The sequence below is a fragment of the Micromonospora sp. CA-248089 genome, assembly GCF_050948515.1.
GTDB lineage: Bacteria > Actinomycetota > Actinomycetes > Mycobacteriales > Micromonosporaceae > Micromonospora.
Genome location: NZ_CP192016.1, coordinates 5,738,564 through 5,762,575, shown reverse-complemented (window position 1 = coordinate 5,762,575; position 24,012 = coordinate 5,738,564). Strand labels below are relative to the sequence as shown.

Annotated in this window: 32 protein-coding genes; all 32 read left to right on the top strand. The window is 68.7% G+C overall.

Translation table 11 applies throughout. The features are described from left to right. The first annotated feature begins 46 nt into the window (after window positions 1-46). Complete coding sequence (locus tag ACQP26_RS26970; protein ID WP_269704000.1) at window positions 47-3,934, top strand: DNA-directed RNA polymerase subunit beta'; 3,888 nt, start codon at window positions 47-49, stop codon at window positions 3,932-3,934. A gap of 96 nt (window positions 3,935-4,030) precedes the next feature. Continuing rightward, window positions 4,031-4,399, top strand: coding sequence for a hypothetical protein (locus ACQP26_RS26965; RefSeq protein ID WP_269704001.1), 369 nt, complete (start codon window positions 4,031-4,033; stop codon window positions 4,397-4,399). 347 nt (window positions 4,400-4,746) lie between these two features. After that, entirely contained in the window at window positions 4,747-5,118 is a 372-nt protein-coding gene (locus ACQP26_RS26960) for a hypothetical protein (RefSeq protein ID WP_269706991.1), read from the top strand. Between the two features lie 502 nt (window positions 5,119-5,620). Further along, window positions 5,621-5,995, top strand: a complete 375-nt coding sequence (gene rpsL / locus ACQP26_RS26955; protein WP_007465318.1) for a 30S ribosomal protein S12 — start codon at window positions 5,621-5,623, stop codon at window positions 5,993-5,995. A 1-nt stretch (window position 5,996) separates the two neighbouring features. After that, on the top strand, window positions 5,997-6,467 hold the full coding sequence (rpsG, locus tag ACQP26_RS26950; protein ID WP_013288637.1) for a 30S ribosomal protein S7: 471 nt from the start codon (window positions 5,997-5,999) through the stop codon (window positions 6,465-6,467). A 75-nt stretch (window positions 6,468-6,542) separates the two neighbouring features. Continuing rightward, on the top strand, window positions 6,543-8,639 hold the full coding sequence (gene fusA / locus ACQP26_RS26945) for an elongation factor G (RefSeq protein ID WP_269704002.1): 2,097 nt from the start codon (window positions 6,543-6,545) through the stop codon (window positions 8,637-8,639). A gap of 222 nt (window positions 8,640-8,861) precedes the next feature. After that, window positions 8,862-10,055, top strand: coding sequence for an elongation factor Tu (tuf, locus tag ACQP26_RS26940; RefSeq protein WP_269704003.1), 1,194 nt, complete (start codon window positions 8,862-8,864; stop codon window positions 10,053-10,055). Between the two features lie 356 nt (window positions 10,056-10,411). Then, window positions 10,412-10,720 (top strand): 30S ribosomal protein S10, encoded by a 309-nt coding sequence (rpsJ, locus tag ACQP26_RS26935; protein ID WP_007073037.1) that lies wholly within the window; start codon window positions 10,412-10,414, stop codon window positions 10,718-10,720. Between the two features lie 11 nt (window positions 10,721-10,731). Continuing rightward, window positions 10,732-11,397, top strand: coding sequence for a 50S ribosomal protein L3 (rplC, locus tag ACQP26_RS26930; RefSeq protein WP_073828947.1), 666 nt, complete (start codon window positions 10,732-10,734; stop codon window positions 11,395-11,397). After that, entirely contained in the window at window positions 11,394-12,059 is a 666-nt protein-coding gene (gene rplD, locus ACQP26_RS26925; RefSeq protein WP_174536579.1) for a 50S ribosomal protein L4, read from the top strand. The genes rplC and rplD overlap by 4 nt, the downstream gene beginning before the upstream one ends. Beyond that, the gene (gene rplW / locus ACQP26_RS26920) at window positions 12,056-12,358 is read left to right on the top strand and encodes a 50S ribosomal protein L23 (protein ID WP_013288632.1); all 303 of its coding nucleotides are present in this window, start codon (window positions 12,056-12,058) and stop codon (window positions 12,356-12,358) included. The genes rplD and rplW overlap by 4 nt, the downstream gene beginning before the upstream one ends. A 12-nt stretch (window positions 12,359-12,370) precedes the next feature. Next, window positions 12,371-13,210 (top strand): 50S ribosomal protein L2, encoded by an 840-nt coding sequence (gene rplB / locus ACQP26_RS26915; protein WP_013288631.1) that lies wholly within the window; start codon window positions 12,371-12,373, stop codon window positions 13,208-13,210. Between the two features lie 12 nt (window positions 13,211-13,222). Continuing rightward, the gene (rpsS, locus tag ACQP26_RS26910) at window positions 13,223-13,504 is read left to right on the top strand and encodes a 30S ribosomal protein S19 (RefSeq protein WP_007073032.1); all 282 of its coding nucleotides are present in this window, start codon (window positions 13,223-13,225) and stop codon (window positions 13,502-13,504) included. Between the two features lie 40 nt (window positions 13,505-13,544). Next, a complete protein-coding gene (gene rplV / locus ACQP26_RS26905) occupies window positions 13,545-13,994 on the top strand; it encodes a 50S ribosomal protein L22 (protein ID WP_018784552.1) in 450 nt (149 codons plus the stop codon). Continuing rightward, entirely contained in the window at window positions 13,994-14,866 is an 873-nt protein-coding gene (gene rpsC / locus ACQP26_RS26900) for a 30S ribosomal protein S3 (RefSeq protein ID WP_194801424.1), read from the top strand. The genes rplV and rpsC overlap by 1 nt, the downstream gene beginning before the upstream one ends. Window positions 14,867-14,869: 3 nt before the next feature. Continuing rightward, window positions 14,870-15,295: a 50S ribosomal protein L16 gene (gene rplP / locus ACQP26_RS26895; RefSeq protein WP_007465292.1), complete on the top strand. Its 426-nt coding sequence runs from the start codon at window positions 14,870-14,872 to the stop codon at window positions 15,293-15,295. Next, on the top strand, window positions 15,295-15,531 hold the full coding sequence (gene rpmC / locus ACQP26_RS26890; RefSeq protein ID WP_013288628.1) for a 50S ribosomal protein L29: 237 nt from the start codon (window positions 15,295-15,297) through the stop codon (window positions 15,529-15,531). The genes rplP and rpmC overlap by 1 nt, the downstream gene beginning before the upstream one ends. Further along, a complete protein-coding gene (rpsQ, locus tag ACQP26_RS26885) occupies window positions 15,528-15,803 on the top strand; it encodes a 30S ribosomal protein S17 (RefSeq protein WP_013288627.1) in 276 nt (91 codons plus the stop codon). The genes rpmC and rpsQ overlap by 4 nt, the downstream gene beginning before the upstream one ends. Before the next feature lie 98 nt (window positions 15,804-15,901). After that, a complete protein-coding gene (gene rplN / locus ACQP26_RS26880; protein WP_007073026.1) occupies window positions 15,902-16,270 on the top strand; it encodes a 50S ribosomal protein L14 in 369 nt (122 codons plus the stop codon). After that, entirely contained in the window at window positions 16,267-16,587 is a 321-nt protein-coding gene (rplX, locus tag ACQP26_RS26875) for a 50S ribosomal protein L24 (RefSeq protein WP_013288626.1), read from the top strand. Before rplN ends, rplX begins: the two co-directional genes overlap by 4 nt. Continuing rightward, window positions 16,587-17,156, top strand: coding sequence for a 50S ribosomal protein L5 (gene rplE / locus ACQP26_RS26870; RefSeq protein WP_018784556.1), 570 nt, complete (start codon window positions 16,587-16,589; stop codon window positions 17,154-17,156). The genes rplX and rplE overlap by 1 nt, the downstream gene beginning before the upstream one ends. Window position 17,157: 1 nt before the next feature. Beyond that, a complete protein-coding gene (locus ACQP26_RS26865) occupies window positions 17,158-17,343 on the top strand; it encodes a type Z 30S ribosomal protein S14 (protein WP_007073023.1) in 186 nt (61 codons plus the stop codon). Window positions 17,344-17,441: 98 nt separating this feature from the next. Continuing rightward, window positions 17,442-17,849 (top strand): 30S ribosomal protein S8, encoded by a 408-nt coding sequence (gene rpsH, locus ACQP26_RS26860; RefSeq protein WP_013288624.1) that lies wholly within the window; start codon window positions 17,442-17,444, stop codon window positions 17,847-17,849. A gap of 16 nt (window positions 17,850-17,865) precedes the next feature. Further along, a complete protein-coding gene (gene rplF, locus ACQP26_RS26855; RefSeq protein WP_018784558.1) occupies window positions 17,866-18,408 on the top strand; it encodes a 50S ribosomal protein L6 in 543 nt (180 codons plus the stop codon). Then, window positions 18,405-18,794 (top strand): 50S ribosomal protein L18, encoded by a 390-nt coding sequence (rplR, locus tag ACQP26_RS26850; protein ID WP_030501605.1) that lies wholly within the window; start codon window positions 18,405-18,407, stop codon window positions 18,792-18,794. Before rplF ends, rplR begins: the two co-directional genes overlap by 4 nt. A 33-nt stretch (window positions 18,795-18,827) precedes the next feature. Next, complete coding sequence (gene rpsE / locus ACQP26_RS26845) at window positions 18,828-19,442, top strand: 30S ribosomal protein S5 (protein ID WP_013288621.1); 615 nt, start codon at window positions 18,828-18,830, stop codon at window positions 19,440-19,442. Then, entirely contained in the window at window positions 19,442-19,624 is a 183-nt protein-coding gene (rpmD, locus tag ACQP26_RS26840) for a 50S ribosomal protein L30 (protein WP_013473693.1), read from the top strand. Before rpsE ends, rpmD begins: the two co-directional genes overlap by 1 nt. Then, window positions 19,624-20,067, top strand: a complete 444-nt coding sequence (rplO, locus tag ACQP26_RS26835) for a 50S ribosomal protein L15 (RefSeq protein WP_018784561.1) — start codon at window positions 19,624-19,626, stop codon at window positions 20,065-20,067. Before rpmD ends, rplO begins: the two co-directional genes overlap by 1 nt. A gap of 239 nt (window positions 20,068-20,306) precedes the next feature. Next, window positions 20,307-21,635 (top strand): preprotein translocase subunit SecY, encoded by a 1,329-nt coding sequence (gene secY, locus ACQP26_RS26830; protein WP_073828939.1) that lies wholly within the window; start codon window positions 20,307-20,309, stop codon window positions 21,633-21,635. Continuing rightward, a complete protein-coding gene (locus ACQP26_RS26825; protein WP_269704004.1) occupies window positions 21,636-22,289 on the top strand; it encodes an adenylate kinase in 654 nt (217 codons plus the stop codon). It abuts the gene before it with no gap. Between the two features lie 96 nt (window positions 22,290-22,385). After that, on the top strand, window positions 22,386-23,240 hold the full coding sequence (map, locus tag ACQP26_RS26820; RefSeq protein ID WP_269704005.1) for a type I methionyl aminopeptidase: 855 nt from the start codon (window positions 22,386-22,388) through the stop codon (window positions 23,238-23,240). An 89-nt stretch (window positions 23,241-23,329) separates the two neighbouring features. After that, on the top strand, window positions 23,330-23,854 hold the full coding sequence (locus tag ACQP26_RS26815; RefSeq protein ID WP_269706992.1) for a DUF1707 SHOCT-like domain-containing protein: 525 nt from the start codon (window positions 23,330-23,332) through the stop codon (window positions 23,852-23,854). The last annotated feature ends 158 nt before the right edge of the window (window positions 23,855-24,012 follow it).

Genomic DNA, 24,012 nt, shown 5'->3' with positions numbered 1-24,012 from the left:
ATCCCACTCGTTAGCTAGCAGTACAGACGACGACATAGGGGACATAGTGCTCGACGTCAACTTCTTCGACGAGCTGCGCATCGGCCTCGCCACCGCTGACGACATCCGTCAGTGGTCCCACGGCGAGGTCAAGAAGCCCGAGACCATCAACTACCGCACCCTCAAGCCGGAGAAGGACGGGCTCTTCTGCGAGAAGATCTTCGGTCCGCAGCGGGACTGGGAGTGCTACTGCGGTAAGTACAAGCGGGTCCGCTTCAAGGGCATCATCTGCGAGCGCTGCGGCGTCGAGGTGACCCGCTCCAAGGTTCGCCGGGAGCGGATGGGTCACATCGAGCTGGCCGCTCCGGTGACCCACATCTGGTACTTCAAGGGCGTGCCGAGCCGGCTGGGCTACCTGCTGGACCTCGCCCCGAAGGACCTCGAGAAGATCATCTACTTCGCCTCGTACGTCGTGACGAGCGTGGACGCCGAAGCGCGTCACCGCGACCTCTCGACCATCGAGAACGAGATCCTGGCCGAGAAGCGGCAGGCCGAGAACAGCCGCGACTCGGAGATCGAGAAGCGGGCCGCCAAGCTGGAGGCCGACCTGGCCGAGCTGGAGGCCGAGGGCGCGAAGGCGGACGTCCGGCGCAAGGTCAAGGAGGGCGGAGAGCGCGAGATGCGCCAGATCCGCGACCGGGCCCAGCGCGAGATCGACCGCCTCGACGAGGTCCTCGACACCTTCCGCAAGCTGGAGCCGAAGCAGCTGGTCACCGACGAGCTGCTCTACCGCGAGCTGCGCGACCGCTTCGGTGAGTACTTCACCGGCAGCATGGGCGCCGAGGCGATCAAGGCCCTGGTCCAGAACATGGACCTGGAGGCCGAGGCCGAGAACCTCCGCGAGACCATCCGCTCCGGCAAGGGCCAGCGGAAGATCCGGGCGCTCAAGCGGCTGAAGGTCGTCGCGGCGTTCCAGAACACCCGCAACTCGCCGCTCGGCATGGTGCTGGACTGCGTCCCGGTCATCCCGCCGGACCTGCGCCCGATGGTGCAGCTCGACGGTGGCCGCTTCGCGACCTCCGACCTGAACGACCTGTACCGGCGTGTGATCAACCGGAACAACCGCCTCAAGCGGCTGATCGACCTCGGCGCGCCCGAGATCATCGTCAACAACGAGAAGCGGATGCTCCAGGAGGCCGTCGACGCGCTGTTCGACAACGGCCGTCGCGGTCGTCCGGTCACCGGCCCGGGTAACCGGCCGCTGAAGTCGCTGTCCGACATGCTCAAGGGCAAGCAGGGCCGGTTCCGCCAGAATCTGCTGGGCAAGCGCGTCGACTACTCCGGCCGTTCGGTCATCGTGGTCGGCCCGAAGCTCAAGCTGCACCAGTGCGGCCTGCCCAAGCAGATGGCGCTGGAGCTGTTCAAGCCGTTCGTGATGAAGCGGCTGGTCGACCTCAACCACGCGCAGAACATCAAGTCCGCCAAGCGGATGGTCGAGCGGCAGCGGCCGGTCGTGTGGGACGTGCTGGAAGAGGTAATCGGCGAGCACCCGGTTCTGCTGAACCGCGCGCCGACCCTGCACCGTCTGGGCATCCAGGCCTTCGAGCCGCAGCTGGTCGAGGGCAAGGCCATCCAGATCCACCCGCTGGTCTGCACCGCGTTCAACGCCGACTTCGACGGTGACCAGATGGCGGTCCACGTGCCGCTGTCCGCCGAGGCCCAGGCCGAGGCGCGGATCCTGATGCTGTCGTCGAACAACATCCTCAAGCCGGCCGACGGCAAGCCGGTCACCATGCCCACCCAGGACATGGTCATCGGTCTCTACCACCTGACCCACCTCACTCCGGGCGGCAAGGGCGAGGGCCGGGTGTTCAGCTCGGACGCCGAGGCGCGGATGGCGTACGACAACGGCGAGCTGCACCTGCAGGCTCCGGTCCGGATCCGGCTGCGTGACGTGGTCGGTGTGGACAACGGCGCCGGCGCCGAGCCCTGGACCCCCGCCGAGGGCTGGACCGAGGGCGAGCCGGTGACGGTGGAGACCACGCTGGGCCGGGTCCTGTTCAACGAGACGCTGCCCCCGGGCTACCGCTTCGTGAACTACGAGATCCGCAAGGGCCAGCTCTCCGCGATCGTCAACGACCTCGCCGAGCGGTTCCCGAAGGTGGCCCTGGCGGCCACCCTGGACGGGCTCAAGGAGGCCGGCTTCCACTGGGCCACCTGGTCCGGCGTCACCATCGGCATGGAGGACGTCATCGCTCCGCCGCGCAAGCGGGAGATCCTGGAGCGGTACGAGAAGGAAGCCGACCGGATCGACAAGCAGTACCAGCGTGGTCTGATGACCGCCGAGGAGCGTCGCGGCGAGCTCATCGAGATCTGGACCAAGGCGACCAACGAGGTCGCCAAGGAGATGGACACCGCGCTGCCGCAGGAGAACCCGCTGTGGAAGATGATCAACTCGGGTGCCCGCGGTAACCTGCTCCAGCTCCGGCAGATCGCGGCGATCCGTGGTCTGGTGGCCAACCCGAAGGGCGAGATCATCCCGCGGCCGATCAAGGCCTCGTACCGGGAGGGTCTGTCCGTGCTGGAGTACTTCATCTCCACGCACGGTGCCCGCAAGGGTCTCGCGGACACCGCCCTGCGTACCGCCGACTCGGGTTACCTGACCCGGCGTCTGGTGGACGTCTCGCAGGACGTCATCATCCGCGAGGAGGACTGCGGCACCGACCGTGCCATCCCGATGCAGATCGGCGAGCGGATCGACGGCAAGCTGGTCGTGCACGAGCACGCCGAGACCAGCGTGCACGCCCGGACGCTGGCCGACGACATCAAGGGGCCGGACGGCACCGTGGTGGCCCACCGCGGCCAGGACGTCAACTCCATCCTGGTCGACGCGATCGTCGCCGCCGGGACCGAGACGGTGCGGGTGCGCAGCGTGCTCACCTGCGAGTCGAAGCTGGGCGTCTGCGGTGCGTGCTACGGCCGCTCGCTGCCGACCGGCAAGACCGTGGACGTCGGCGAGGCGGTCGGCATCATCGCCGCCCAGTCGATCGGTGAGCCGGGTACGCAGCTGACGATGCGTACCTTCCACACCGGTGGTGTCGCGGGTGAGGACATCACCCAGGGTCTGCCCCGTGTCCAGGAGATCTTCGAGGCCCGGGTGCCGAAGGGTAAGGCGCCCATCGCCGACACCCCGGGTCGCATCCGGATCGAGGACGGCGAGCGGTCCCGCAAGATCGTGGTCATCCCGGACGACGGCAGCGACGAGATCGTCTACGACAAGATCTCGAAGCGGGTCCGGCTCCGGGCGCACGACGGCGACCACGTCGAGGTCGGCGAGAAGCTCACCGAGGGCACCATCGACCCGCACGAGCTGCTGCGCATCCTCGGCCCGCGCGCGGTCCAGGTCCACCTGACCCAGGAGGTCCAGGAGGTCTACCGCTCGCAGGGTGTGCTCATCCACGACAAGCACATCGAGATCATCATCCGCCAGATGCTCAAGCGGGTGACGGTGATCGACTCCGGCTCGACCGAGTTCCTGCCGGGTGTGCTGGTCGACCGGGCGCTGTTCGAGTCGGAGAACCGCCGGCTCGTCGGCGAGGGTGGCGAGCCCGCCGCCGGTCGCCCGGTGCTGATGGGTATCACCAAGGCCTCGCTGGCCACTGACTCCTGGCTGTCGGCGGCCTCCTTCCAGGAGACCACCCGGGTGCTGACGGACGCGGCGATCCACGCCCGCAGCGACTCGCTGATCGGCCTCAAGGAGAACGTGATCATCGGTAAGCTCATCCCGGCCGGTACGGGCATCAGCAAGTACCGCAACGTCCGGGTCGAGCCGACCGAGGAGGCGAAGGCCAAGGTCTACTCGATGACCGGCTACCCGGAGACCGACTACGGCTTCGGGCCGGCCAGCGGCCAGGCGGTTCCGCTGGACGACTTCGACTTCGGGTCGTACCGCTAAGCAGTAGGGAACGACGAGGCCCCCGGCATCCGCCGGGGGCCTCGTCGCGTCCGGAGTGCCGGGACCGGGGGAGCGGATCCGGGGCATGATGGAGGCATGACGACCGTGCCCGGGCAGGCGCCCGTCGTGCCGCAGGCGTACCGCCATCCGCACGACCCGGAGCCGGTCCGCTCCACCAAGGCCCGTGCCGTCTTCGCGCTCGGCCTGATCGGCGCGCTCACCGGTCTGTTCCTCGGCGGGGCGGTGCCGGCCACGATCGCGCTCGTGCTGGCCCGGCAGGCCCGCCGCGAGGCGTACGCGTCGGGTGGATATCTCACCGGCGCGGACTGGCTGCGCCGCGGCGAGCAGCTGGCGCGGACCGGACTGGTGCTGACGGCGACCGCGCTGGTCGCGGCGGTGGTGATCGGCGTGGTACGGCACGCGGACGCCTCGTTCGGCCACGACTTCGCGCCGAACTTCGACTGACCCGGTGGGGGAGCGGGCCCGCGCCCGCACACCCCGCGGTGATCGGCGACGGTAGCCTGGCCGGTGTCCGCCACGCGGCGGGCGCGTGTGGACAGGAGGACCCCGTGACGGAACCGGCCGCGCCGGGAGGCGAACCGCCCCGCCCCGGGCCGTACCCGCCGGGTCCCGCGTCCGCGCCGGTGCTTCACCCGGCGTACGGGGCGTACCCGGGGAATCCGCCCGCCCACGGCGGCGGATGGCCGGCACCGGGGAGCGCGCCCGGCCACGGCGGCTGGGGTCCGCACGGCGGGCCGGGGCTCCCGCCGCCGCCGGCCGAGGCGCCGCGGCCGCCGAGGCGGGTCGACGCGGTGCCGGGTACGCCGTTCGGCGTGGTCCACCTCGACGTGCCGCCGGTCACCTCGGGTCTGGCCATCGGGTCGCTCGTCGCCGGCATCGCCGCGATCGGGGTGTCGCTGCTGGTGGTGTGCGTCGGTCTGGCCGCCCGGAACTACGGCGGCGCCTGGGCGGCGGGCGCGTTCACGGTGCTCGGCGCGCTGATCGGCATCGGCGCGGTGGTGGCCGGGCTGCTGGCCCGGCGGCAGATCCGGCGGCAGGCGCCGCCACCGGCGGTCCGGTTCACCGGTGCCCGCCTGGCCGTGGCGGGCATCTCCTGCGGCGCGGCCGGCCTGCTGTTCGGCCTGATCGGGCTCGCCCTGGCCCTCGTGGTGCAGATCACGTGACGGCACCGCTGCGACGTCTGTGGCCGGTGACCTGGCTTGGGGTGTTTGTCCGGGTGCCCGAACGCCGGGCGGTCTCGGGGCCGCCGGGTCGCACGGCGGACGAGCCGGTACACTTGTCACTGTAGGTGCCCATCGTTGGCGCATCGGCGACCCGGAGACCGGGCGGCGGACCGCGGAGCGGTCCCTCCCCGACCCATCCGTTTTGACCGGCGCGGCTGTGGTAGGTACTCTTTCCCCTTGTGCCCGGGCCCGCCCGGGCAATGCGTGCGTGCGCTGGAACCGGTAAGCCGGTGATCGCGCGGTCGCACCACCAAGACCAGAACATCCGGTACGACGCGTCAGCGGCCGGCACCGGAACCGTGACTCGGGCGACACGCCCGACCGCGGGTGCTGGGGTGCCGTCAGGCGGCCCTGGTTGGAATGTAAGAGAGCCGCCCATCCGGGACGGCTGGAGCAGACGGCGCGGTCGCCTCGCAGCGGCCGAAGGGAGCGGAGAAACCCGGTGCCCACCATTCAGCAGTTGGTCCGAAAGGGCCGTCAGGCCAAGACGACCAAGACCAAGACCCCGGCGCTCAAGGGGTCTCCCCAGCGGCGCGGCGTGTGCACCCGCGTGTACACCACCACCCCGAAGAAGCCGAACTCGGCGCTGCGCAAGGTCGCTCGTGTCAAGCTCAGCAGCCAGATCGAGGTGACCGCCTACATCCCGGGCGTCGGCCACAACCTGCAGGAGCACTCGATCGTGCTCGTCCGCGGCGGTCGTGTGAAGGACCTGCCGGGCGTGCGGTACAAGATCGTGCGCGGCTCGCTGGACACCCAGGGTGTCCGCAACCGCAAGCAGGCTCGCAGCCGTTACGGCGCGAAGAAGGAGAAGAGCTGACATGCCGCGTAAGGGACCCGCTCCGCGGAAGCCGCTGGTCGCTGACCCGGTGTACAACTCGCCGCTGGTCACCCAGCTGGTGAACAAGATCCTGCTGCGCGGCAAGCGTCAGCTCGCCGAGCGCATCGTGTACGCCGCCCTGGAGGGCTGCCGCGAGAAGTCCGGCACCGACCCCGTCGTCACGCTCAAGCGCGCGATGGACAACGTCAAGCCGACCCTCGAGGTGCGCAGCCGCCGTGTCGGTGGCGCCACCTACCAGGTTCCGGTCGAGGTCCGGCCGTCCCGCGCGACCACCCTCGGTCTGCGCTGGCTGGTGACCTACTCCCGCGCCCGGCGCGAGAAGACCATGGTCGAGCGGCTGATGAACGAGCTGCTGGACGCGAGCAACGGCCTCGGTGCCGCCGTCAAGCGGCGCGAGGACACGCACAAGATGGCCGAGTCGAACAAGGCCTTCGCGCACTACCGCTGGTAACACCTGAGGTTCCGGCGCCCGCCGGCGCCGGAACCGCCACCAGTTGTGTCGAGACGACGATAAGTAGGGATTGAAGTGGCCGCCGCAGACGCGCTCGCCAACGTACGCAACATCGGCATCATGGCCCACATCGATGCCGGTAAGACCACTACCACCGAGCGAATCCTGTTCTACACCGGCATCACGTACAAGATCGGTGAGGTCCACGAGGGCGCCGCCGTCATGGACTGGATGGAGCAGGAGCAGGAGCGCGGTATCACCATCACTTCCGCCGCCACCAAGTGCGAGTGGAAGGGCCACACGATCCAGATCATCGACACGCCCGGCCACGTCGACTTCACGGTCGAGGTGGAGCGGTCGCTGCGCGTGCTGGACGGTGCGGTCGCGGTCTACGACGGCGTGGCCGGCGTGGAGCCCCAGACGGAGAACGTCTGGCGGCAGGCGGACAAGTACAACGTCCCCCGGATGTGCTTCGTCAACAAGCTCGACCGGACCGGCGCCGACTTCTTCCGCTGCGTGCAGATGATGATCGACCGGCTCAACGCCACCCCGCTGGTCCTCCAGATCCCGATCGGCGCCGAGTCCGACTTCATCGGCGTGGTCGACCTGGTCGAGATGCGCGCGCTCACCTGGCGCGGCGAGACCCAGAAGGGTGAGGACTACGCGGTCGAGGAGATCCCGGCCGACCTCGCCGACTCCGCCGCGGAGTGGCGCGAGAAGCTGATGGAGACCCTCGCCGACGTCGACGACTCGGTGATGGAGAAGTACCTCGAGGGCGAGGAGATCTCGGCCGACGAGATCAAGGCCGCCATCCGCCGGGCCACCATCGCCGGCAAGGCCAACCCGGTCCTCACCGGTACCGCCTTCAAGAACAAGGGCATCCAGCCGATGCTGGACGCGGTCGTCGCGTACCTGCCCTCGCCGCTGGACATCCCGGCGATCGAGGGTACGGCCACCGACGGCGAGACCCCGCTGCAGCGGAAGCCCTCGGTCTCCGAGCCGTTCTCCGGCCTGGCCTTCAAGATCCAGACCGACAAGCACCTCGGCAAGCTGACGTACGTCCGGATCTACTCCGGCACGCTCGAGTCCGGTTCTCAGGTGATCAACTCCACCAAGGACCGCAAGGAGCGGATCGGCAAGATCTACCAGATGCACGCCAACAAGCGGGAGGAGCGCAGCTCCGCCCAGGCCGGCGACATCATCGCGGTGCAGGGTCTGAAGCAGACCACCACCGGTGACACCCTGTGCGACCCGGCGAACCCGGTCATCCTGGAGTCGATGACCTTCCCGGAGCCGGTCATCGAGGTGGCCATCGAGCCGAAGACCAAGGCCGACCAGGAGAAGCTCAGCACCGCCATCCAGCGGCTGGCCGAGGAGGACCCGACCTTCCGCGTCAAGCTGGACGACCAGACCGGTCAGACGGTCATCTCCGGCATGGGCGAGCTGCACCTGGACATCCTGGTCGACCGGATGCGCCGCGAGTTCAACGTCGAGGCGAACATCGGTAAGCCGCAGGTGGCGTACCGCGAGACCATCCGCCGCAAGGTGGAGAAGGTCGAGTACACCCACAAGAAGCAGACCGGTGGTTCCGGCCAGTACGCCCGCGTGATCATCAGCGTGGAGCCGCTGCCGCTCGGTAACGACGCACCGACCTACGAGTTCGCCAACGCCGTGACCGGTGGCCGCATCCCCCGGGAGTTCATCCCCTCGGTGGACGCGGGTGCGCAGGACGCCATGCAGTACGGCATCCTCGCCGGCTTCCCCCTGGTGGGCGTCAAGCTCACCCTGGTGGACGGCCAGTACCACGAGGTCGACTCGTCGGAAATGGCGTTCAAGATCGCCGGCTCGATGGCGATGAAGGAGGCGGCCCGCAAGGCCGACCCCGCTCTCCTTGAGCCGATGATGGCCGTTGAAGTCACCACTCCGGAGGAGAACATGGGTGACGTCATCGGCGACCTCAACTCCCGGCGTGGCATCATCCAGGCGATGGAGGAGCGCAGCGGCGCTCGCGTCGTCCGGGCCCTGGTGCCGCTGTCGGAGATGTTCGGCTACGTCGGCGACCTGCGGTCGAAGACCCAGGGCCGGGCTAGCTACAGCATGCAGTTCGACTCCTACGCCGAGGTTCCGGCCTCGGTGGCCAAGGAGATCATCGCCAAGTCGACGGGTGAGTGACACTCACCCTCGGCTGATCCGATGACGCGAGGGCGGTCGCGGGAGGGTTCTCCCGCCCGCGGCCACCTCGATCGGATTGCGTGAGACCGGGCCTGTAGGCTTCATCGCCGCAGAACCCACAAAAGCTCTCCGGCCTTCCGGCCGGAAAGGCTGTCGACAGAGTCCTAAGCGCCGCACGGCGCGCCGGGCGAACGAACCAAGAAAGTCCACAGGAGGACACCAGTGGCGAAGGCGAAGTTCGAGCGGACTAAGCCGCACGTCAACATCGGCACCATTGGTCACATCGACCACGGTAAGACGACGCTGACGGCGGCCATCACCAAGGTCCTGCACGACCAGTACCCGGACCTGAACCCGTACACGCCGTTCGACGAGATCGACAAGGCGCCGGAGGAGAAGGCCCGCGGCATCACGATCTCCATCGCGCACGTCGAGTACCAGACCGAGGCGCGTCACTACGCGCACGTCGACTGCCCCGGTCACGCCGACTACATCAAGAACATGATCACCGGTGCCGCGCAGATGGACGGCGCGATCCTGGTGGTGGCGGCGACCGACGGCCCGATGCCGCAGACCCGCGAGCACGTGCTGCTGGCCCGTCAGGTCGGTGTGCCGTACATCGTCGTGGCGCTCAACAAGAGCGACATGGTCGACGACGAGGAGCTCCTGGAGCTCGTCGAGCTCGAGGTCCGTGAGCTGCTCTCCTCGCAGGAGTACCCGGGTGACGACCTGCCGGTCGTCCGGGTCTCGGCGCTGAAGGCCCTCGAGGGCGACCCGGAGTGGACCGGGAAGCTCATGGACCTGATGAACGCCGTGGACACCGCGATCCCGCAGCCGGAGCGCGAGACCGAGAAGCCGTTCCTCATGCCCATCGAGGACGTCTTCACCATCACCGGTCGCGGCACCGTGGTCACCGGTCGCGCCGAGCGCGGCATCCTCAAGCCGAACGAGGAGGTGGAGATCGTCGGCATCCGCGAGAAGTCGATGAAGACCACCTGCACCGGCATCGAGATGTTCCGCAAGCTGCTCGACGAGGCCCGCGCGGGCGAGAACGTCGGTCTGCTGCTGCGCGGCATCAAGCGCGAGGACGTCGAGCGCGGCATGGTCGTCATCAAGCCGGGCACCACGACCCCGCACACGGAGTTCGAGGCGACGGTCTACATCCTCTCCAAGGAGGAGGGCGGCCGGCACACCCCGTTCTTCCAGAACTACCGCCCGCAGTTCTACTTCCGGACCACGGACGTCACCGGCGTCGTCACGCTGCCCGAGGGCACCGAGATGGTCATGCCGGGCGACAACACCTCGATGACGGTGAAGCTGATCCAGCCCATCGCCATGGAGGAGAACCTGAAGTTCGCGATCCGCGAGGGTGGTCGTACGGTCGGCGCGGGTCGCGTCACCAAGATCATCAAGTGAGCTGGGTAACCCCGATTAGCGTCGCCGCCGGTCGTGCGGCATACTAGTCAGGTTGCGTAACGACAGTCGGTCGCCTGCGTCCGGTTAACGCTGGACCTCCGGGAGTCAGACTGTCTCGCGTAGGGTGGTTGATCGCCATCGGCGGTCAACCACCCTCGCGCGGCGTCCAGGTCGCGGTTCCCCGCGATCGGCGCCATGACCCACCGCGTGGTCAGAGAATCGCTCCGGAGTCCCGGGGCGGAGCCTGGCCCACGGGCGCGACACGCCCGACCGCGGGGGTCGGCGGAAGTGGGCCTGTGCCAGCCGGCACAGGCGCCCGCAACACAGCGGCATCGAGAGAAGGAACAGAAGCCACCATGGCGGGACAGAAGATCCGCATCCGGCTCAAGGCCTATGACCACGAGGTCGTCGACTCCTCGGCTCGGAAGATCGTCGAGACGGTGACGCGTACCGGGGCGCAGGTCGCTGGCCCGGTGCCGCTGCCCACGGAGATCAACCGTTTCTGCGTCATCCGCTCGCCGCACAAGTACAAGGACTCGCGCGAGCACTTCGAGATGCGTACGCACAAGCGTCTGATCGACATCATCGACCCGACCCCGAAGACGGTCGACTCGCTCATGCGCCTCGACCTGCCGGCTGGCGTCGACATCGAGATCAAGCTGTAGGGACCGGACAAATGGACAGGCAAGTCAAGGGGATCCTGGGCGCCAAGCTCGGCATGACCCAGGTCTGGGACAACAACAAGGTTGTGCCCGTGACCGTGGTTCAGGCCGGCCCGTGCGTCGTGAGCCAGGTTCGTAGCGCCGACAAGGACGGCTACTCCGCGGTCCAGCTGGCGTACGGGGTCATCGACCCGCGCAAGGTCAAGAAGCCGGTCGCCGGGCACTACGCCAAGGCGGACGTCGCGCCGCGCCGGCACATCGTCGAGCTGCGCACCTCCGACGCCGCGGACTACGCGCCGGGCCAGGAGGTCACGGTCGAGGAGTTCCCGGCCGGCGCCGTGATCGACGTGACCGGCAAGACCAAGGGCAAGGGCTACGCCGGCCCGATGAAGCGGCACGGCTTCCACGGTCTGCGTGCCAGCCACGGTGTCGAGCGCAAGCACCGCTCGCCCGGCTCGATCGGCGCCTGCGCGACCCCGGGTCGCGTCTTCAAGGGCACCCGGATGGCGGGCCGGATGGGTGGCGTGCGCTACACCGTCCAGAACCTGACCGTCCAGGCGGTCGACACCGAGAACAACCTCCTGCTCGTCCGCGGCGCCATTCCCGGCCCGAAGGGCGCGCTGGTCCTGGTCCGTACCGCGGCCAAGGCGAAGGTGAAGAAGGGCGGTGCGGCCAAGTGACCACCGTTGACGTGATCAACGTCGAAGGCGCCAAGAGCGGCTCCGTGGAGCTGCCGGCCGACATCTTCGACGCGCAGGCCAACATCGCCCTGATGCACCAGGTCGTGGTGGCCCAGCTCGCGGCGGCCCGCCAGGGCACGCACAAGACGAAGACCCGCGGCGAGGTCTCCGGTGGAGGCAAGAAGCCGTACAAGCAGAAGGGCACCGGTCGTGCCCGTCAGGGCTCGACCCGCGCGCCGCAGTTCGCCGGCGGTGGCGTGGTCCACGGCCCGCAGCCGCGCGACTACAGCCAGCGCACCCCCAAGAAGATGAAGGCTGCCGCTCTGCGTGGCGCCCTCTCGGACCGGGCCCGCGCCGGCCAGGTGCACGTCGTCGAGGCGTTCGTCTCCGGCGAGAAGCCGTCCACCAAGGCGGCCCTCGCCACGCTGACCAAGCTGACCCAGGCCCGTCGGGTCCTGGTCGTGCTGAGCAGCACCGACGAGCTGAACTGGGTGTCGCTGCGGAACCTGCGCAACGCGCGGGACAGCCGGGTGCACCTGATCGAGGCCGGCCAGCTCAACACCTACGACGTGCTGGTGGCCGACGACGTGGTCTTCACCAAGGAGGCCCTGGACGAGTTCCTGGGCGTTCCCGCCGAGACCACCGAGGAGGATGGCAAGTGAGCACGATCGCCGATCCGCGTGACGTCATCGTCGCGCCGGTCGTCTCGGAGAAGAGCTACAGCGAGCTGAACCGCAACTGGTACACCTTCCTGGTGCACCCGGACGCCAACAAGACCGAGATCAAGATCGCTATCCAGCAGATCTTCAACGTCCGCGTCCTGACGGTCAACACGCTCAACCGCGAGGGCAAGCGCAAGCGGACCCGTACCGGGTTCGGCAAGCGCAAGGACACCAAGCGCGCGATGGTGAAGCTGGCTGACGGTGACCGTATCGAGGCCTTCGGCGGCCCGGTCAGCTGAGGGGTGTAGACAATGGCTATCCGTAAGTACAAGCCGACGACGCCGGGCCGGCGTGGCTCGAGCGTTGCCGACTTCGCCGAGATCACCCGGTCGACGCCGGAGAAGTCGCTGCTGGCTCCGCTGCCGAAGAAGGGCGGACGCAACGCCCACGGCCGGATCACCACGCGGCACCACGGTGGCGGTCACAAGCGCCAGTACCGTCTGATCGACTTCAAGCGGGTCGACAAGGACGGCGTGCCGGCGAAGGTCGCCCACATCGAGTACGACCCGAACCGCACCGCGCGCATCGCGCTGCTGCACTACGCCGACGGCGAGAAGCGCTACATCATCGCGCCGAAGGACCTGAAGCAGGGCGACCGCGTCGAGTCCGGTCCGGGCGCCGACATCAAGCCGGGCAACAACCTGCCGCTGCGCAACATCCCGGTCGGTACCACCATCCACAACGTGGAGCTGCGTCCGGGCGGCGGGGCCAAGCTGGCCCGCTCGGCCGGCGTCGGCATCCAGCTGCTCGGCCGTGAGGGCGCGTACGCGACCCTCCGCATGCCGTCCGGTGAGATCCGGCGCGTGGACGTGCGCTGCCGCGCCAGCATCGGCGAGATCGGCAACGCCGACCAGTCGAACATCAACTGGGGTAAGGCCGGCCGTATGCGGTGGAAGGGCAAGCGCCCGACCGTCCGTGGTGTCGCGATGAACCCGGTCGACCACCCGCACGGTGGTGGTGAGGGTAAGACCTCCGGTGGTCGCCACCCGGTCAACCCGCAGGGTAAGCCCGAGGGCCGCACCCGTCGTAAGGGCCAGCCGAGCGACCGGCTGATCGTCCGCCGCCGCTACGCCACGCGTAAGCGCGGCTGAGGGAGATAAGACATGCCTCGCAGCCTGAAGAAGGGCCCGTTCGTCGACGACCACCTGCTCAAGAAGGTGGAGACGCAGAACGACAAGGGCTCGAAGAACGTCATCAAGACCTGGTCGCGCCGCTCGACGATCATCCCGGAGATGCTGGGTCACACGATCGCCGTGCACGACGGACGTAAGCACGTCCCGGTCTTCGTGACCGAGGCCATGGTCGGGCACAAGCTCGGCGAGTTCGCGCTGACCCGCACGTTCAAGGGTCACGAGAAGGACGACCGGAAGAGCCGCCGGCGCTGACGCCGCGGGCATACGGATAGAGGAACAAGGGGTTACAGCGATGCCAGGAAAGGGCGACGCTCCGGTGCTTCCGGGCGCGCGGGCGGTTGCGCGGCACGTGCGCATCTCGCCGATGAAGGCGCGCCGGGTGGTCAACCTCGTCCGCGGCCTGCCCGCGAAGGAGGCGCTCACGGTGCTGCAGTTCGCGCCGCAGGCTGCGAGCGAGCAGGTGTACAAGGTGCTCGCGAGCGCGATCGCCAACGCGGAGAACAACGAGCGGCTGGACCCCGACGCGCTGCTCGTCAGCGAGGCGTTCGTCGACGAGGGCCCGACCATGAAGCGGTTCCGGCCGCGGGCGCAGGGCCGGGCGTACCGGATCCGCAAGCGCACGTGCCACATCACCGTGGCGGTCGAGGCGGTGGCGCCGGCCGCGCCGAAGAAGTCGGCGAAGAAGGCCGCTCCGGCCAAGCCGGCCGCTGAGGAGCAGAGCACGACGGAGGGTGCCGAGTAATGGGTCAGAAGGTTCACCCGACCGGGTTCCGGCTCGGCATCTCGACCGACTGGAAGTCCCGCTGGTTCGCGGACAAGCTCTACAAGGACTACATCGGCGAGGACGTCAAGATCCGCCGCATGATGTCCAAGGGCCTCGAGCGCGCCGGCATCTCCAAGGTCGACATCGAGCGCACCCGGGACCGGGTCCGCGTCGACATCCACACCGCCCGGCCGGGCATCGTCATCGGCCGTAAGGGTGCGGAGGCCGACCGGATCCGCGGCGAGCTGGAGAAGCTCACCGGCAAGCAGGTCCAGCTGAACATCATCGAGGTGAAGAACCCCGAGTCGGACGCGCAGCTGGTCGCCCAGGGCGTCGCCGAGCAGCTGTCCAGCCGGGTCAGCTTCCGTCGGGCCATGCGCAAGGCGATGCAGTCCGCCATGAAGAACCCCGCCTGCAAGGGCATCCGGGTTCAGGTCTCGGGCCGTCTGGGCGGCGCCGAGATGAGCCGGACCGAGTTCTACCGCGAGGGCCGGGTTCCGCTGCACACGCTGCGGGCCAACATCGAGTACGGCTTCTTCGAGGCCCGTACCACCTTCGGCCGGATCGGCGTGAAGGTCTGGATCTACAAGGGCGACGCCGTCCCGGGCCGCGAGGCCCCGGCCGAGGCCGCCCCGTCGCGCGGCCCGCGCCGTGACCGTGGCGACCGGCCGGACCGGCCGCGCCGTGGCCGCTCGGGCTCGTCCGGTACGACCGCCGGTGGCACCGAGGCCGGCCGCGCTGCCGCGACGACCATCGCGCAGCAGGCGGAGACGCCGGCCGGTGAGCCCGTCGACAGCAGCGCTGTCGCCGCAGCCGCGACCCAGCCGGCAGAACAGCAGCAGGAGGGCTGACAGATGCTGATGCCGCGCAAGCCCCCGAAGGGCTTCCGCAAGCCGCACCACCCGGACCGCAGTGGCGCGTCCAAGGGTGGTAACCGGGTGGTGTTCGGCGAGTTCGGGATCCAGGCTCTCGAGCCGGCGTACGTGACCAACCGCCAGATCGAGTCGGCGCGTATCGCGATGACCCGCCACATCAAGCGTGGCGGCAAGGTCTGGATCACGATCTTCCCGGACCAGGCCCTCACCAAGAAGCCGGCCGAGACCCGGATGGGTTCCGGTAAGGGTTCGCCCGAGTGGTGGGTCGCCAACGTGAAGCCGGGGCGGGTTCTCTTCGAGATGTCCTTCCCCAACGAGCAGATCGCGCGAGAGGCGATGCGTCGCGCGATCCACAAGCTCCCGATGAAGTGCCGCATTGTTACGCGCGAAGTGGGTGAATCCTGATGGCAGCGGGCGTCAAGCCCTCCGAGCTGCGTGAGCTCTCCGAGGAGGAGCTGGTCACGAAGTTGCGCGAGGCTAAGGCGGAGCTGTTCAACCTCCGCGTGCAGGCCGCAACCGGGCAGCTGGACAACAACCGGCGGCTGCAGGTCATCCGTCGGGAGATCGCCCGGATCTACACGATCATGCGTGAGCGTGAGCTGGGTCTCTCGGCCGCGCCGACTGAGGTGACTGCATCATGAGTGAGAACACCACCGCCCCCGCGCGGTCCCGCCGCAAGGTTCGCGAGGGCCTCGTGGTCAGCGACAAGATGGACAAGACCGTCGTGGTCGAGGTCGAGGACCGCGTCAAGCACGCGCTCTACGGCAAGATCATGCGCCGTACGAGCAAGCTGAAGGTGCACGACGAGCAGAACTCGGCCGGCATCGGCGACCGGGTCCTGATCATGGAGACCCGGCCGCTGTCCGCCACCAAGCGCTGGCGGCTCGTGGAGATCCTCGAGAAGGCCAAGTAGCGAAGGCTCGAGCTCGGCCGGGTCTCGGTCGGGCGCAGGTTCCGCCAGGCTCCGGCCGCCCCGAGCGGCCGGAGAACCGGCAGACATAGGAGATAGACGTGATTCAGCAGGAGTCGCGACTGCGCGTCGCCGACAACACGGGTGCCCGGGAGATCCTGTGCATCCGGGTGCTCGGCGGCTCCGGTCGGCGCTACGCGAGCATCGGCGACGTCATCGTGGCGACCGTCAAGGACGCGATCCCCGGTGCCGGTGTGAAGAAGGGCGACGTCGTCAAGGCCGTCGTCGTTCGGACCGCCAAGGAGAAGCGGCGGCCGGACGGGTCGTACATCCGCTTCGACGAGAACGCCGCCGTCATCATCAAGGACGGTGGGGACCCGCGCGGTACCCGCATCTTCGGCCCGGTGGGCCGGGAGCTGCGGGACAAGCGGTTCATGAAGATCATCTCTCTCGCGCCGGAGGTGTTGTGACCGTGAAGGTCAAGAAGGGCGACACGGTCGTCGTCATCGCCGGCAAGGACAAGGGTGCCAAGGGCAAGGTCATCGCGGCCTACCCGCGGCAGGACAAGGTCCTGGTCGAGGGCGTGAACCGGGTCAAGAAGCACACCCGTATCAGCACCACCCAGCGTGGCGCCAAGACCGGTGGCATCGTCACCCAGGAGGCCCCGATCCACGTCTCGAACGTGATGGTCCTGGACTCCGACGGCAAGCCGACCCGCGTCGGCTACCGGATCGACGACAACGGCCAGAAGGTCCGCATCGCGCGTAGCACCGGTAAGGACCTCTGATGACCACGGCTACCGAAACCAAGACCCTGCCGCGCCTCAAGGAGCGGTACCGCAACGAGGTGGTGGCCGAGCTGCAGAAGCAGTTCGAGTTCGCCAACCCGATGCAGGTGCCGCGGCTGGTCAAGATCGTCGTCAACATGGGTGTCGGCGAGGCCGCTCGCGACGCCAAGCTGATTGACGGGGCCGTTCGCGACCTGGCCACGATCACCGGCCAGAAGCCGCAGGTTCGGCGGGCCACCAAGTCCATCGCGCAGTTCAAGCTCCGCGAGGGCATGCCGATCGGCGCGAAGGTCACCCTCCGCGGCGACCGGATGTGGGAGTTCCTGGACCGGCTGCTCTCGATCGCGCTGCCGCGTATCCGTGACTTCCGCGGCCTGGACGGGCGCAAGCTCGACGGGCACGGCAACTACACGTTCGGTCTGACCGAGCAGTCGGTGTTCCACGAGATCGACCAGGACAAGATCGATCGCCAGCGGGGCATGGACATCACGGTGGTCACGACCGCCACGACCGACGACGAGGGCCGGGCGCTGCTCAAGCTCCTGGGCTTCCCGTTCAAGGAGAACTGAGATGGCCAAGAAGGCGCTGATCCTCAAGGCGGCCGCGAAGCCGAAGTTCTCGGTTCGCGCGTACACCCGCTGCCAGCGGTGCGGGCGTCCGAAGGCGGTCTACCGCAAGTTCGGTCTCTGCCGGGTGTGCATCCGGGAGATGGCCCACCGCGGTGAGCTGCCCGGCGTGTCCAAGGCTTCCTGGTAATAGCCCGGCGCGCTCCGGCGCGTCAGCTGAACTGTCTCTTCGCCGTAGGCCCCGGGCCTGGCCCGGGGAACCCCGGCGAGAAAGGTTGACGAGTTTTCATGACGATGACCGACCCGATCGCAGACATGCTCACGCGTCTGCGTAACGCCAACCAGGCGTACCACGACCGGGTGACGATGCCGTACTCGAAGATCAAGGCGAACATCGCCGAGGTCCTCAAGGCCGAGGGTTACATCGCCACCTGGTCGGTCGAGGAGCCCGAGGAGGGCGCCGTCGGCAAGCGACTGGTCGTCGAGCTGAAGTACGGCCAGAACCGCGAGCGGAGCCTGGCCGGCATCAAGCGCGTGTCCAAGCCCGGTCTCCGGGTGTACGCCAAGTCGGACGGGCTCCCGCGGGTGCTCGGCGGGCTGGGCGTGGCGATCATTTCGACGTCCCAGGGGCTGCTCACCGACCGGCAGGCCCGCAAGCGGAGCGTTGGCGGGGAAGTCCTCGCCTTCGTCTGGTAACGGGAGACAGGTAGAAATGTCGCGTATTGGACGTAAGTCGATCCCGGTGCCTGCCGGCGTCGACATCACGATCGACGGCCGGACCGTCAAGGTCAAGGGCCCCAAGGGCGAACTGAGCCACGTGCTGGCCGAGCCGATCACGGCGGAGCGGGGCGAGGACGGCGAGCTGCACGTCAACCGGCCCAACGACGAGCGCAAGGCCAAGGAGCTGCACGGCCTGAGCCGTACGCTGGTGGCCAACATGATCGTCGGTGTGACCGAGGGCTACCGCAAGAGCCTGGAGATCGCCGGTACCGGTTACCGCGTGACCGCCAAGGGCAAGGACCTGGAGTTCGCGCTCGGGTTCTCGCACCCGGTCCTCGTGCCGGCGCCGGACGGCATCACCTTCACGGTCGAGAAGCCGACGCTGTTCCACGTGGCCGGCATCGACAAGCAGCAGGTCGGTGAGGTCGCCGCCAACATCCGGAAGATCCGTCCGCCGGAGCCCTACAAGGGCAAGGGCGTGAAGTACCAGGGCGAGGTCATCCGCCGCAAGGCTGGAAAGGCAGGTAAGAAGTGAGCGCCACGCTGCTCAAGCGCCGCCGCGGCGTCGCCGCCAAGCGTGCCGTCGGGCGTGCGCGTCGGCACTTCCGGGTCCGCAAGAACGTCAGCGGAACCGCCGAGCGTCCCCGCCTCGTCGTCACCCGCTCCCTGCGGCACATGGTGGCCCAGGTCGTGGACGACACCAAGGGTCACACCCTGGCGTCGGCCTCGACCATGGACGCCTCGCTGCGCGGCGCCGAGGGCGACAAGAGCGCCCTGGCCGGCAAGGTCGGCGCCCTGCTCGCCGAGCGTGCCAAGGCCGCCGGCGTCTCGAAGGTCGTCTTCGACCGCGGTGGCAACCGGTACGCGGGGCGTGTCGCCGCGCTTGCCGACGCCGCCCGCGAAGCCGGGCTCGAGTTCTAGAAACCCCGTCACGAGAGAGAAGGAAGGCTGCTGATGCCAGGTCAACAGCGCCGTGGCGGCGGGTCCGGTGGCAACGAGGGTGGTCGCCGCGACAACCGCCGTGAGGGCGGCCGCGGAAACGCGCCCGTCGAGAAGACCCCGCACCTCGAGCGGGTCGTCGCGATCAACCGCGTCGCCAAGGTCGTGAAGGGTGGTCGTCGCTTCAGCTTCACCGCCCTCGTGATCGTGGGCGACGGCGACGGCACCGTCGGTGTGGGCTACGGAAAGGCCAAGGAGGTGCCCGCGGCGATCGCCAAGGGTGTCGAGGAGGCCAAGAAGCACTTCTTCAAGGTGCCGCGGATCGGTCAGTCGATCCCGCACCCGGTCACGGGCGAGGACGCCGCCGGTGTGGTGCTGCTCAAGCCGGCCTCCGCCGGTACGGGTGTCATCGCCGGTGGTCCGGTGCGTGCCGTGCTGGAGTGCGCGGGCATCCACGACGTGCTCTCCAAGAGCCTCGGCTCGTCCAACCCGATCAACATCGTGCACGCCACGGTGGCGGCCCTGAAGGGGCTCGAGTCCCCGGAGCAGGTCGCGGCCCGTCGTGGTCTGCCGGTCGAGGACGTCGCGCCGGCCGCCATGCTGGCGTCGCGGGCGGGGGTGGCGTCCTGATGGCACGCCTGAAGGTCACCCAGGTCCGGTCCGAGATCGGGACCAAGAAGAACCAGCGTGACTCGCTGCGTTCGCTCGGTCTCAAGCGGATCAACGACGTGGTGGTCAAGGAGGACCGGCCGGAGATCCGCGGCATGATCTTCACGGTCAACCACCTCGTGAAGGTCGAGGAGGTCGAGTAATGACGATCAAGGTGCACCACCTGCGTCCGGCTCCGGGTGCCAAGACCGACAAGACCCGCGTGGGTCGCGGTGAGGGCTCGAAGGGCAAGACCGCCGGTCGCGGTACCAAGGGTTCCAAGGCCCGCAAGAACATCTCGCCGGCGTTCGAGGGTGGGCAGATGCCCATCCACATGCGCCTGCCGAAGATGAAGGGCTTCAAGAACAAGTTCAAGGTCGTGTTCCAGGTGGTCAACCTGGACCGGCTGGCCGAGCTGTTCCCGAACGGTGGCCAGGTCGGCCCGGTCGAGCTGGTCGAGGCCGGCGCGGTCCGCAAGGGTCACCCGGTCAAGGTGCTCGGCACCGGCGACCTCGGCGGCGTGTCCCTCCAGGTGTCGGCGCACGCTTTCAGCGCGTCGGCCAAGGAGAAGATCACCGCTGCCGGTGGCTCGGTCACCGAGCTGTAAGACGATGTTCATGGCGCCCGCTCAGTTGTTCGCGACTGGGCGGGCGCCATGGTCTACCGGCGACGTGTGCGCCGGGTAACATCGGATTCGGTTTATGTAGCCGGGCACATCTGCCCGGACCGGGACCGGGCTGTTAGAGTCCGTTCCCAGCCATGGATTCCGGACACTCCGTCCGGCACCACACCCCGCCCCGCCAGGGACTCGTTCACCGGCGGCCCGCGTCGCGCAGGAGGAAGAAGTTGCTGTCCGCCTTTCTCAGTGCGTTCCGTACGCCTGACCTGCGCAAGAAGCTGCTGTTCACAGTAGGCATCATCGCGGTCTACCGGCTGGGCGCCACGCTGCCCAGCCCGGGCGTCTCGTACGGCAACGTGCAGAAGTGCCTCGACACGATCCAGGGTGGCAGCACCGGTGTGCTCAACCTGCTGGATCTCTTCTCCGGTGGCGCGCTGCTCCAGCTCTCGGTCTTCGCGCTGGGCATCATGCCCTACATCACCGCGTCGATCATCCTGCAGCTGCTGACGGTGGTGATCCCGCGCCTGGAGCAGCTCCGCAAGGAGGGCCAGGCCGGGCAGGCCAAGATCACGCAGTACACCCGCTACCTGACGCTGGGCCTGGGTGTCCTCCAGGCCTCGGCGTTCGTGGCGCTCGCCCGCTCCGGGCAGCTGTTCAACAACCAGTGCGACCAGTTCCCGATCGTGCCCCAGGGCACCGGCATCCCGGACTGGCTGACGCTGACCATCCTGGTCATGACCATGACCGCCGGCACCGGCGTCGTGATGTGGCTCGGCGAGCTGATCACCGACCGGGGCGTCGGCAACGGCATGTCCGTGCTGATCTTCACCTCGATCGCGGCCCGCCTCCCCAGCGAGGGCTGGAAGATCAAGACCACCAAGGGCTGGGGGATGTTCCTCCTCGTCATCGCCCTGGTGCTGGTGGTCATCACCGCTGTCACGTTCATCGAGCAGGCGCAGCGCCGCATCCCGGTGCAGTACGCCAAGCGCATGATCGGCCGGCGGATGTACGGCGGCACCTCGACCTACATCCCGCTGAAGGTGAACCAGGCCGGCGTCATCCCGGTCATCTTCGCCTCGTCGCTGCTCTACCTGCCGCAGCTCGCGCTCCAGTTCTTCGATCAGAACGACCCGGGCAAGGTCCAGGCGTGGATCCAGAACCACATCGTGAAGGCGAGCGCGCCGGAGCACATCGCGATCTACTTCCTGCTGATCATCTTCTTCACGTACTTCTACGTGTCGATCACGTTCAACCCGACCGAGGTCGCGGACAACATGAAGAAGTACGGCGGCTTCGTGCCGGGCATCCGCCCCGGCAAGCCGACCGCCGAGTACCTCGACTTCATCCTCAGCCGGATCACCCTGCCGGGTGCGCTCTACCTGGGCATCGTCGCGATCCTGCCGAACTTCTTCTTCATCTGGCTGGACAACCAGCAGTTCCAGAACTTCCCGTTCGGCGGCACCGCTGTGCTGATCATGGTCGGCGTCGGTCTGGAGACCGTGAAGCAGATCGAAAGCCAACTCATGCAGCGGAACTACGAAGGGTTCCTGCGGTAGATGCGACTCGTTCTGGTTGGCCCGCCGGGCGCGGGCAAGGGCACACAGGCGGAGTTCATCGCCGCGCACCTCTCGGTGCCGAAGATCTCGACCGGTGACATCTTCCGGGCGAACGTCTCCCAGGGCACGCCCCTGGGAGTCGAGGCCAAGCGGTACATGGACGCCGGCAAGCTGGTCCCGGACGAGGTCACCATCAACATGGTGCGCGACCGGCTCGCCGAGCCGGACGCGAGCGAGGGCTTCCTGCTCGACGGCTTCCCGCGGACCACTCCGCAGGCCGCCGCGCTGGACAAGCTCCTCGCCGACCTCGGCACCGCGCTGGACCTGGTCCTGGAGTTGGTCGTCGACGACGACGAGGTGATCCGGCGGCTGTCCGGCCGGCGCACCTGCCGGGGCTGCGGCAAGATCTGGCACGTCGAGTTCGACGCGACCAGCCGGGACGGCATCTGCGACCGCTGCGGCGCGGAGCTGTTCCAGCGGGACGACGACAAGCCGGAGACCATCGCCGCCCGGCTGCGGGAGTACGCCGAGAAGACCGCGCCGCTGGTCGACTACTACGGCGCCCAGGGCAAGCTGGTGGGCATCGACGCGACCGGCCCGGTGGAGGACGTCACCGTCCGCGCCATCGACGCGCTGCGCTCGTACGGCGGCTGAGGTCCCACCGCCAACCGGCGGATAGAGTGCGAACAGCGGGGTACGTGCGACGTGCCCCGCTGCTCCGCGTACGCGCGACGAAAGGTAAACACCACCATGCGCCGTCCCCAGCTGGACATCCAGCTGAAGACCCCCGAGCAGATCGAGTTGATGCGGGCCGCCGGTCTGGTCGTCGCCCGTGCCCTGCGCCGGATGCGCGAGGCGGTGGCGCCCGGGGTGTCGACGGCCGACCTGGACGCGATCGCCGAGTCGACCATCCGCGAGGCCGGCGCCGTGCCGTCGTTCAAGGGCTACCACGGCTTCCCGGCGTCGATCTGCTCCTCGGTCAACCAGCAGGTGGTGCACGCCATCCCGTCGCCCGAGCAGGTGCTGCGCGAGGGCGACCTGATCTCGATCGACTGCGGCGCGGTGCTGGACGGCTGGCACGGCGACGCGGCGGTCACGGTGCCGGTCGGCGAGGTCGACCCGGCGCTGCTGAGGATGACAGCGGTGGCCGAGGACGCCATGTGGGCCGGGATCGCCGCCGCGGCGCGTGGGGCGGCCTCCGGCAGGGGCCGGCTGACCGACATCTCCCACGCGGTCGAGACCGCGGTCCGTAAGGGCGGCCGGTACGGCATCGTCGACGGCTACGGCGGCCACGGCATCGGCACCGAGATGCACCAGGACCCGCACGTGCTCAATCACGGGCGTCCCGGCAAGGGGCCGCGCCTGGTGCCGGGTCTGGCGCTCGCCATCGAGCCGATGATCACGATGGGCTCGCCGCGTACGGTCGAGCTGGCCGACGGCTGGACCGTGGTGACCCGGGACGGGTCGATGGCGGTGCACGTGGAGCACTCGATGGCGCTGCTCGAGGACGGCGTGTGGGTGCTGACCGCGGAGGACGGCGGACGGGCCCGCCTGGGCGATCTGGTGACCGCGCGGCAGACGCCGGTCGACTCCCCGGCCGCCTGATCGCCGGTCCCGGCCGCGGATGAGCGCCGCACACCGTGCCGTCTTGGCGATCGGGTGCCATGCTGGTTCCCATGGATGAGCGCAACCGGATGCGGGCGGCCGACGCGGACCGGGAGGCCACCGCGGAGCGACTTCGGACGGCGCTGGCCGAGGGACGGCTCGACCTGGGCGAGTACGACGATCGGCTCCGCCAGGCGTACGGGGCCAAGACCTACGGCGAGCTGGACGAACTGCTGACCGACCTGCCCGGCACCGCGCCGGCCGAGCGTTCCCTGCCGGCTCCGCGCGCGACCGGGGAGAGCGGCGTGGCCGCCCGGGAGCGGTCGGGCTTGAGCGCGCGTAACGCCTGGCTGCTGGGGGTCTGGGGGCCCTGGCTGAAGGTGGCCCTGATCCTCACCGCCGTCTGGTTCGTCTCCCAGCTCGGTGAGGGCGAGTTCGAGCTCGACGACTACTGGCCGATCTGGGTGCTCGGGCCGTGGGGCGCCGTGGTGCTCTACCAGACCATGCAGGGGCTGGCCCACGGTGCGCCGGAGAAGGACGCCGAGCGGCGGCGGCGCAAGCAGGTCGAGCGGGAGACCCGCCGGCAGGCGAAGCGGGAGCTGCCGGAGACGTGATCTGCGTCATATCCGTGCCGTCCGGGTGACCGCCGGGCCGGTCGGTTTGGCGAGCGCGCGCGGGTCGGCGTACACTTTCAGATCGGCGCACAGCGTCCACTCCGCCATGCCCACCCAGCGCTTCGGTGGGAGTCGGAGCCGCGGCTGGCGCGGGTTTC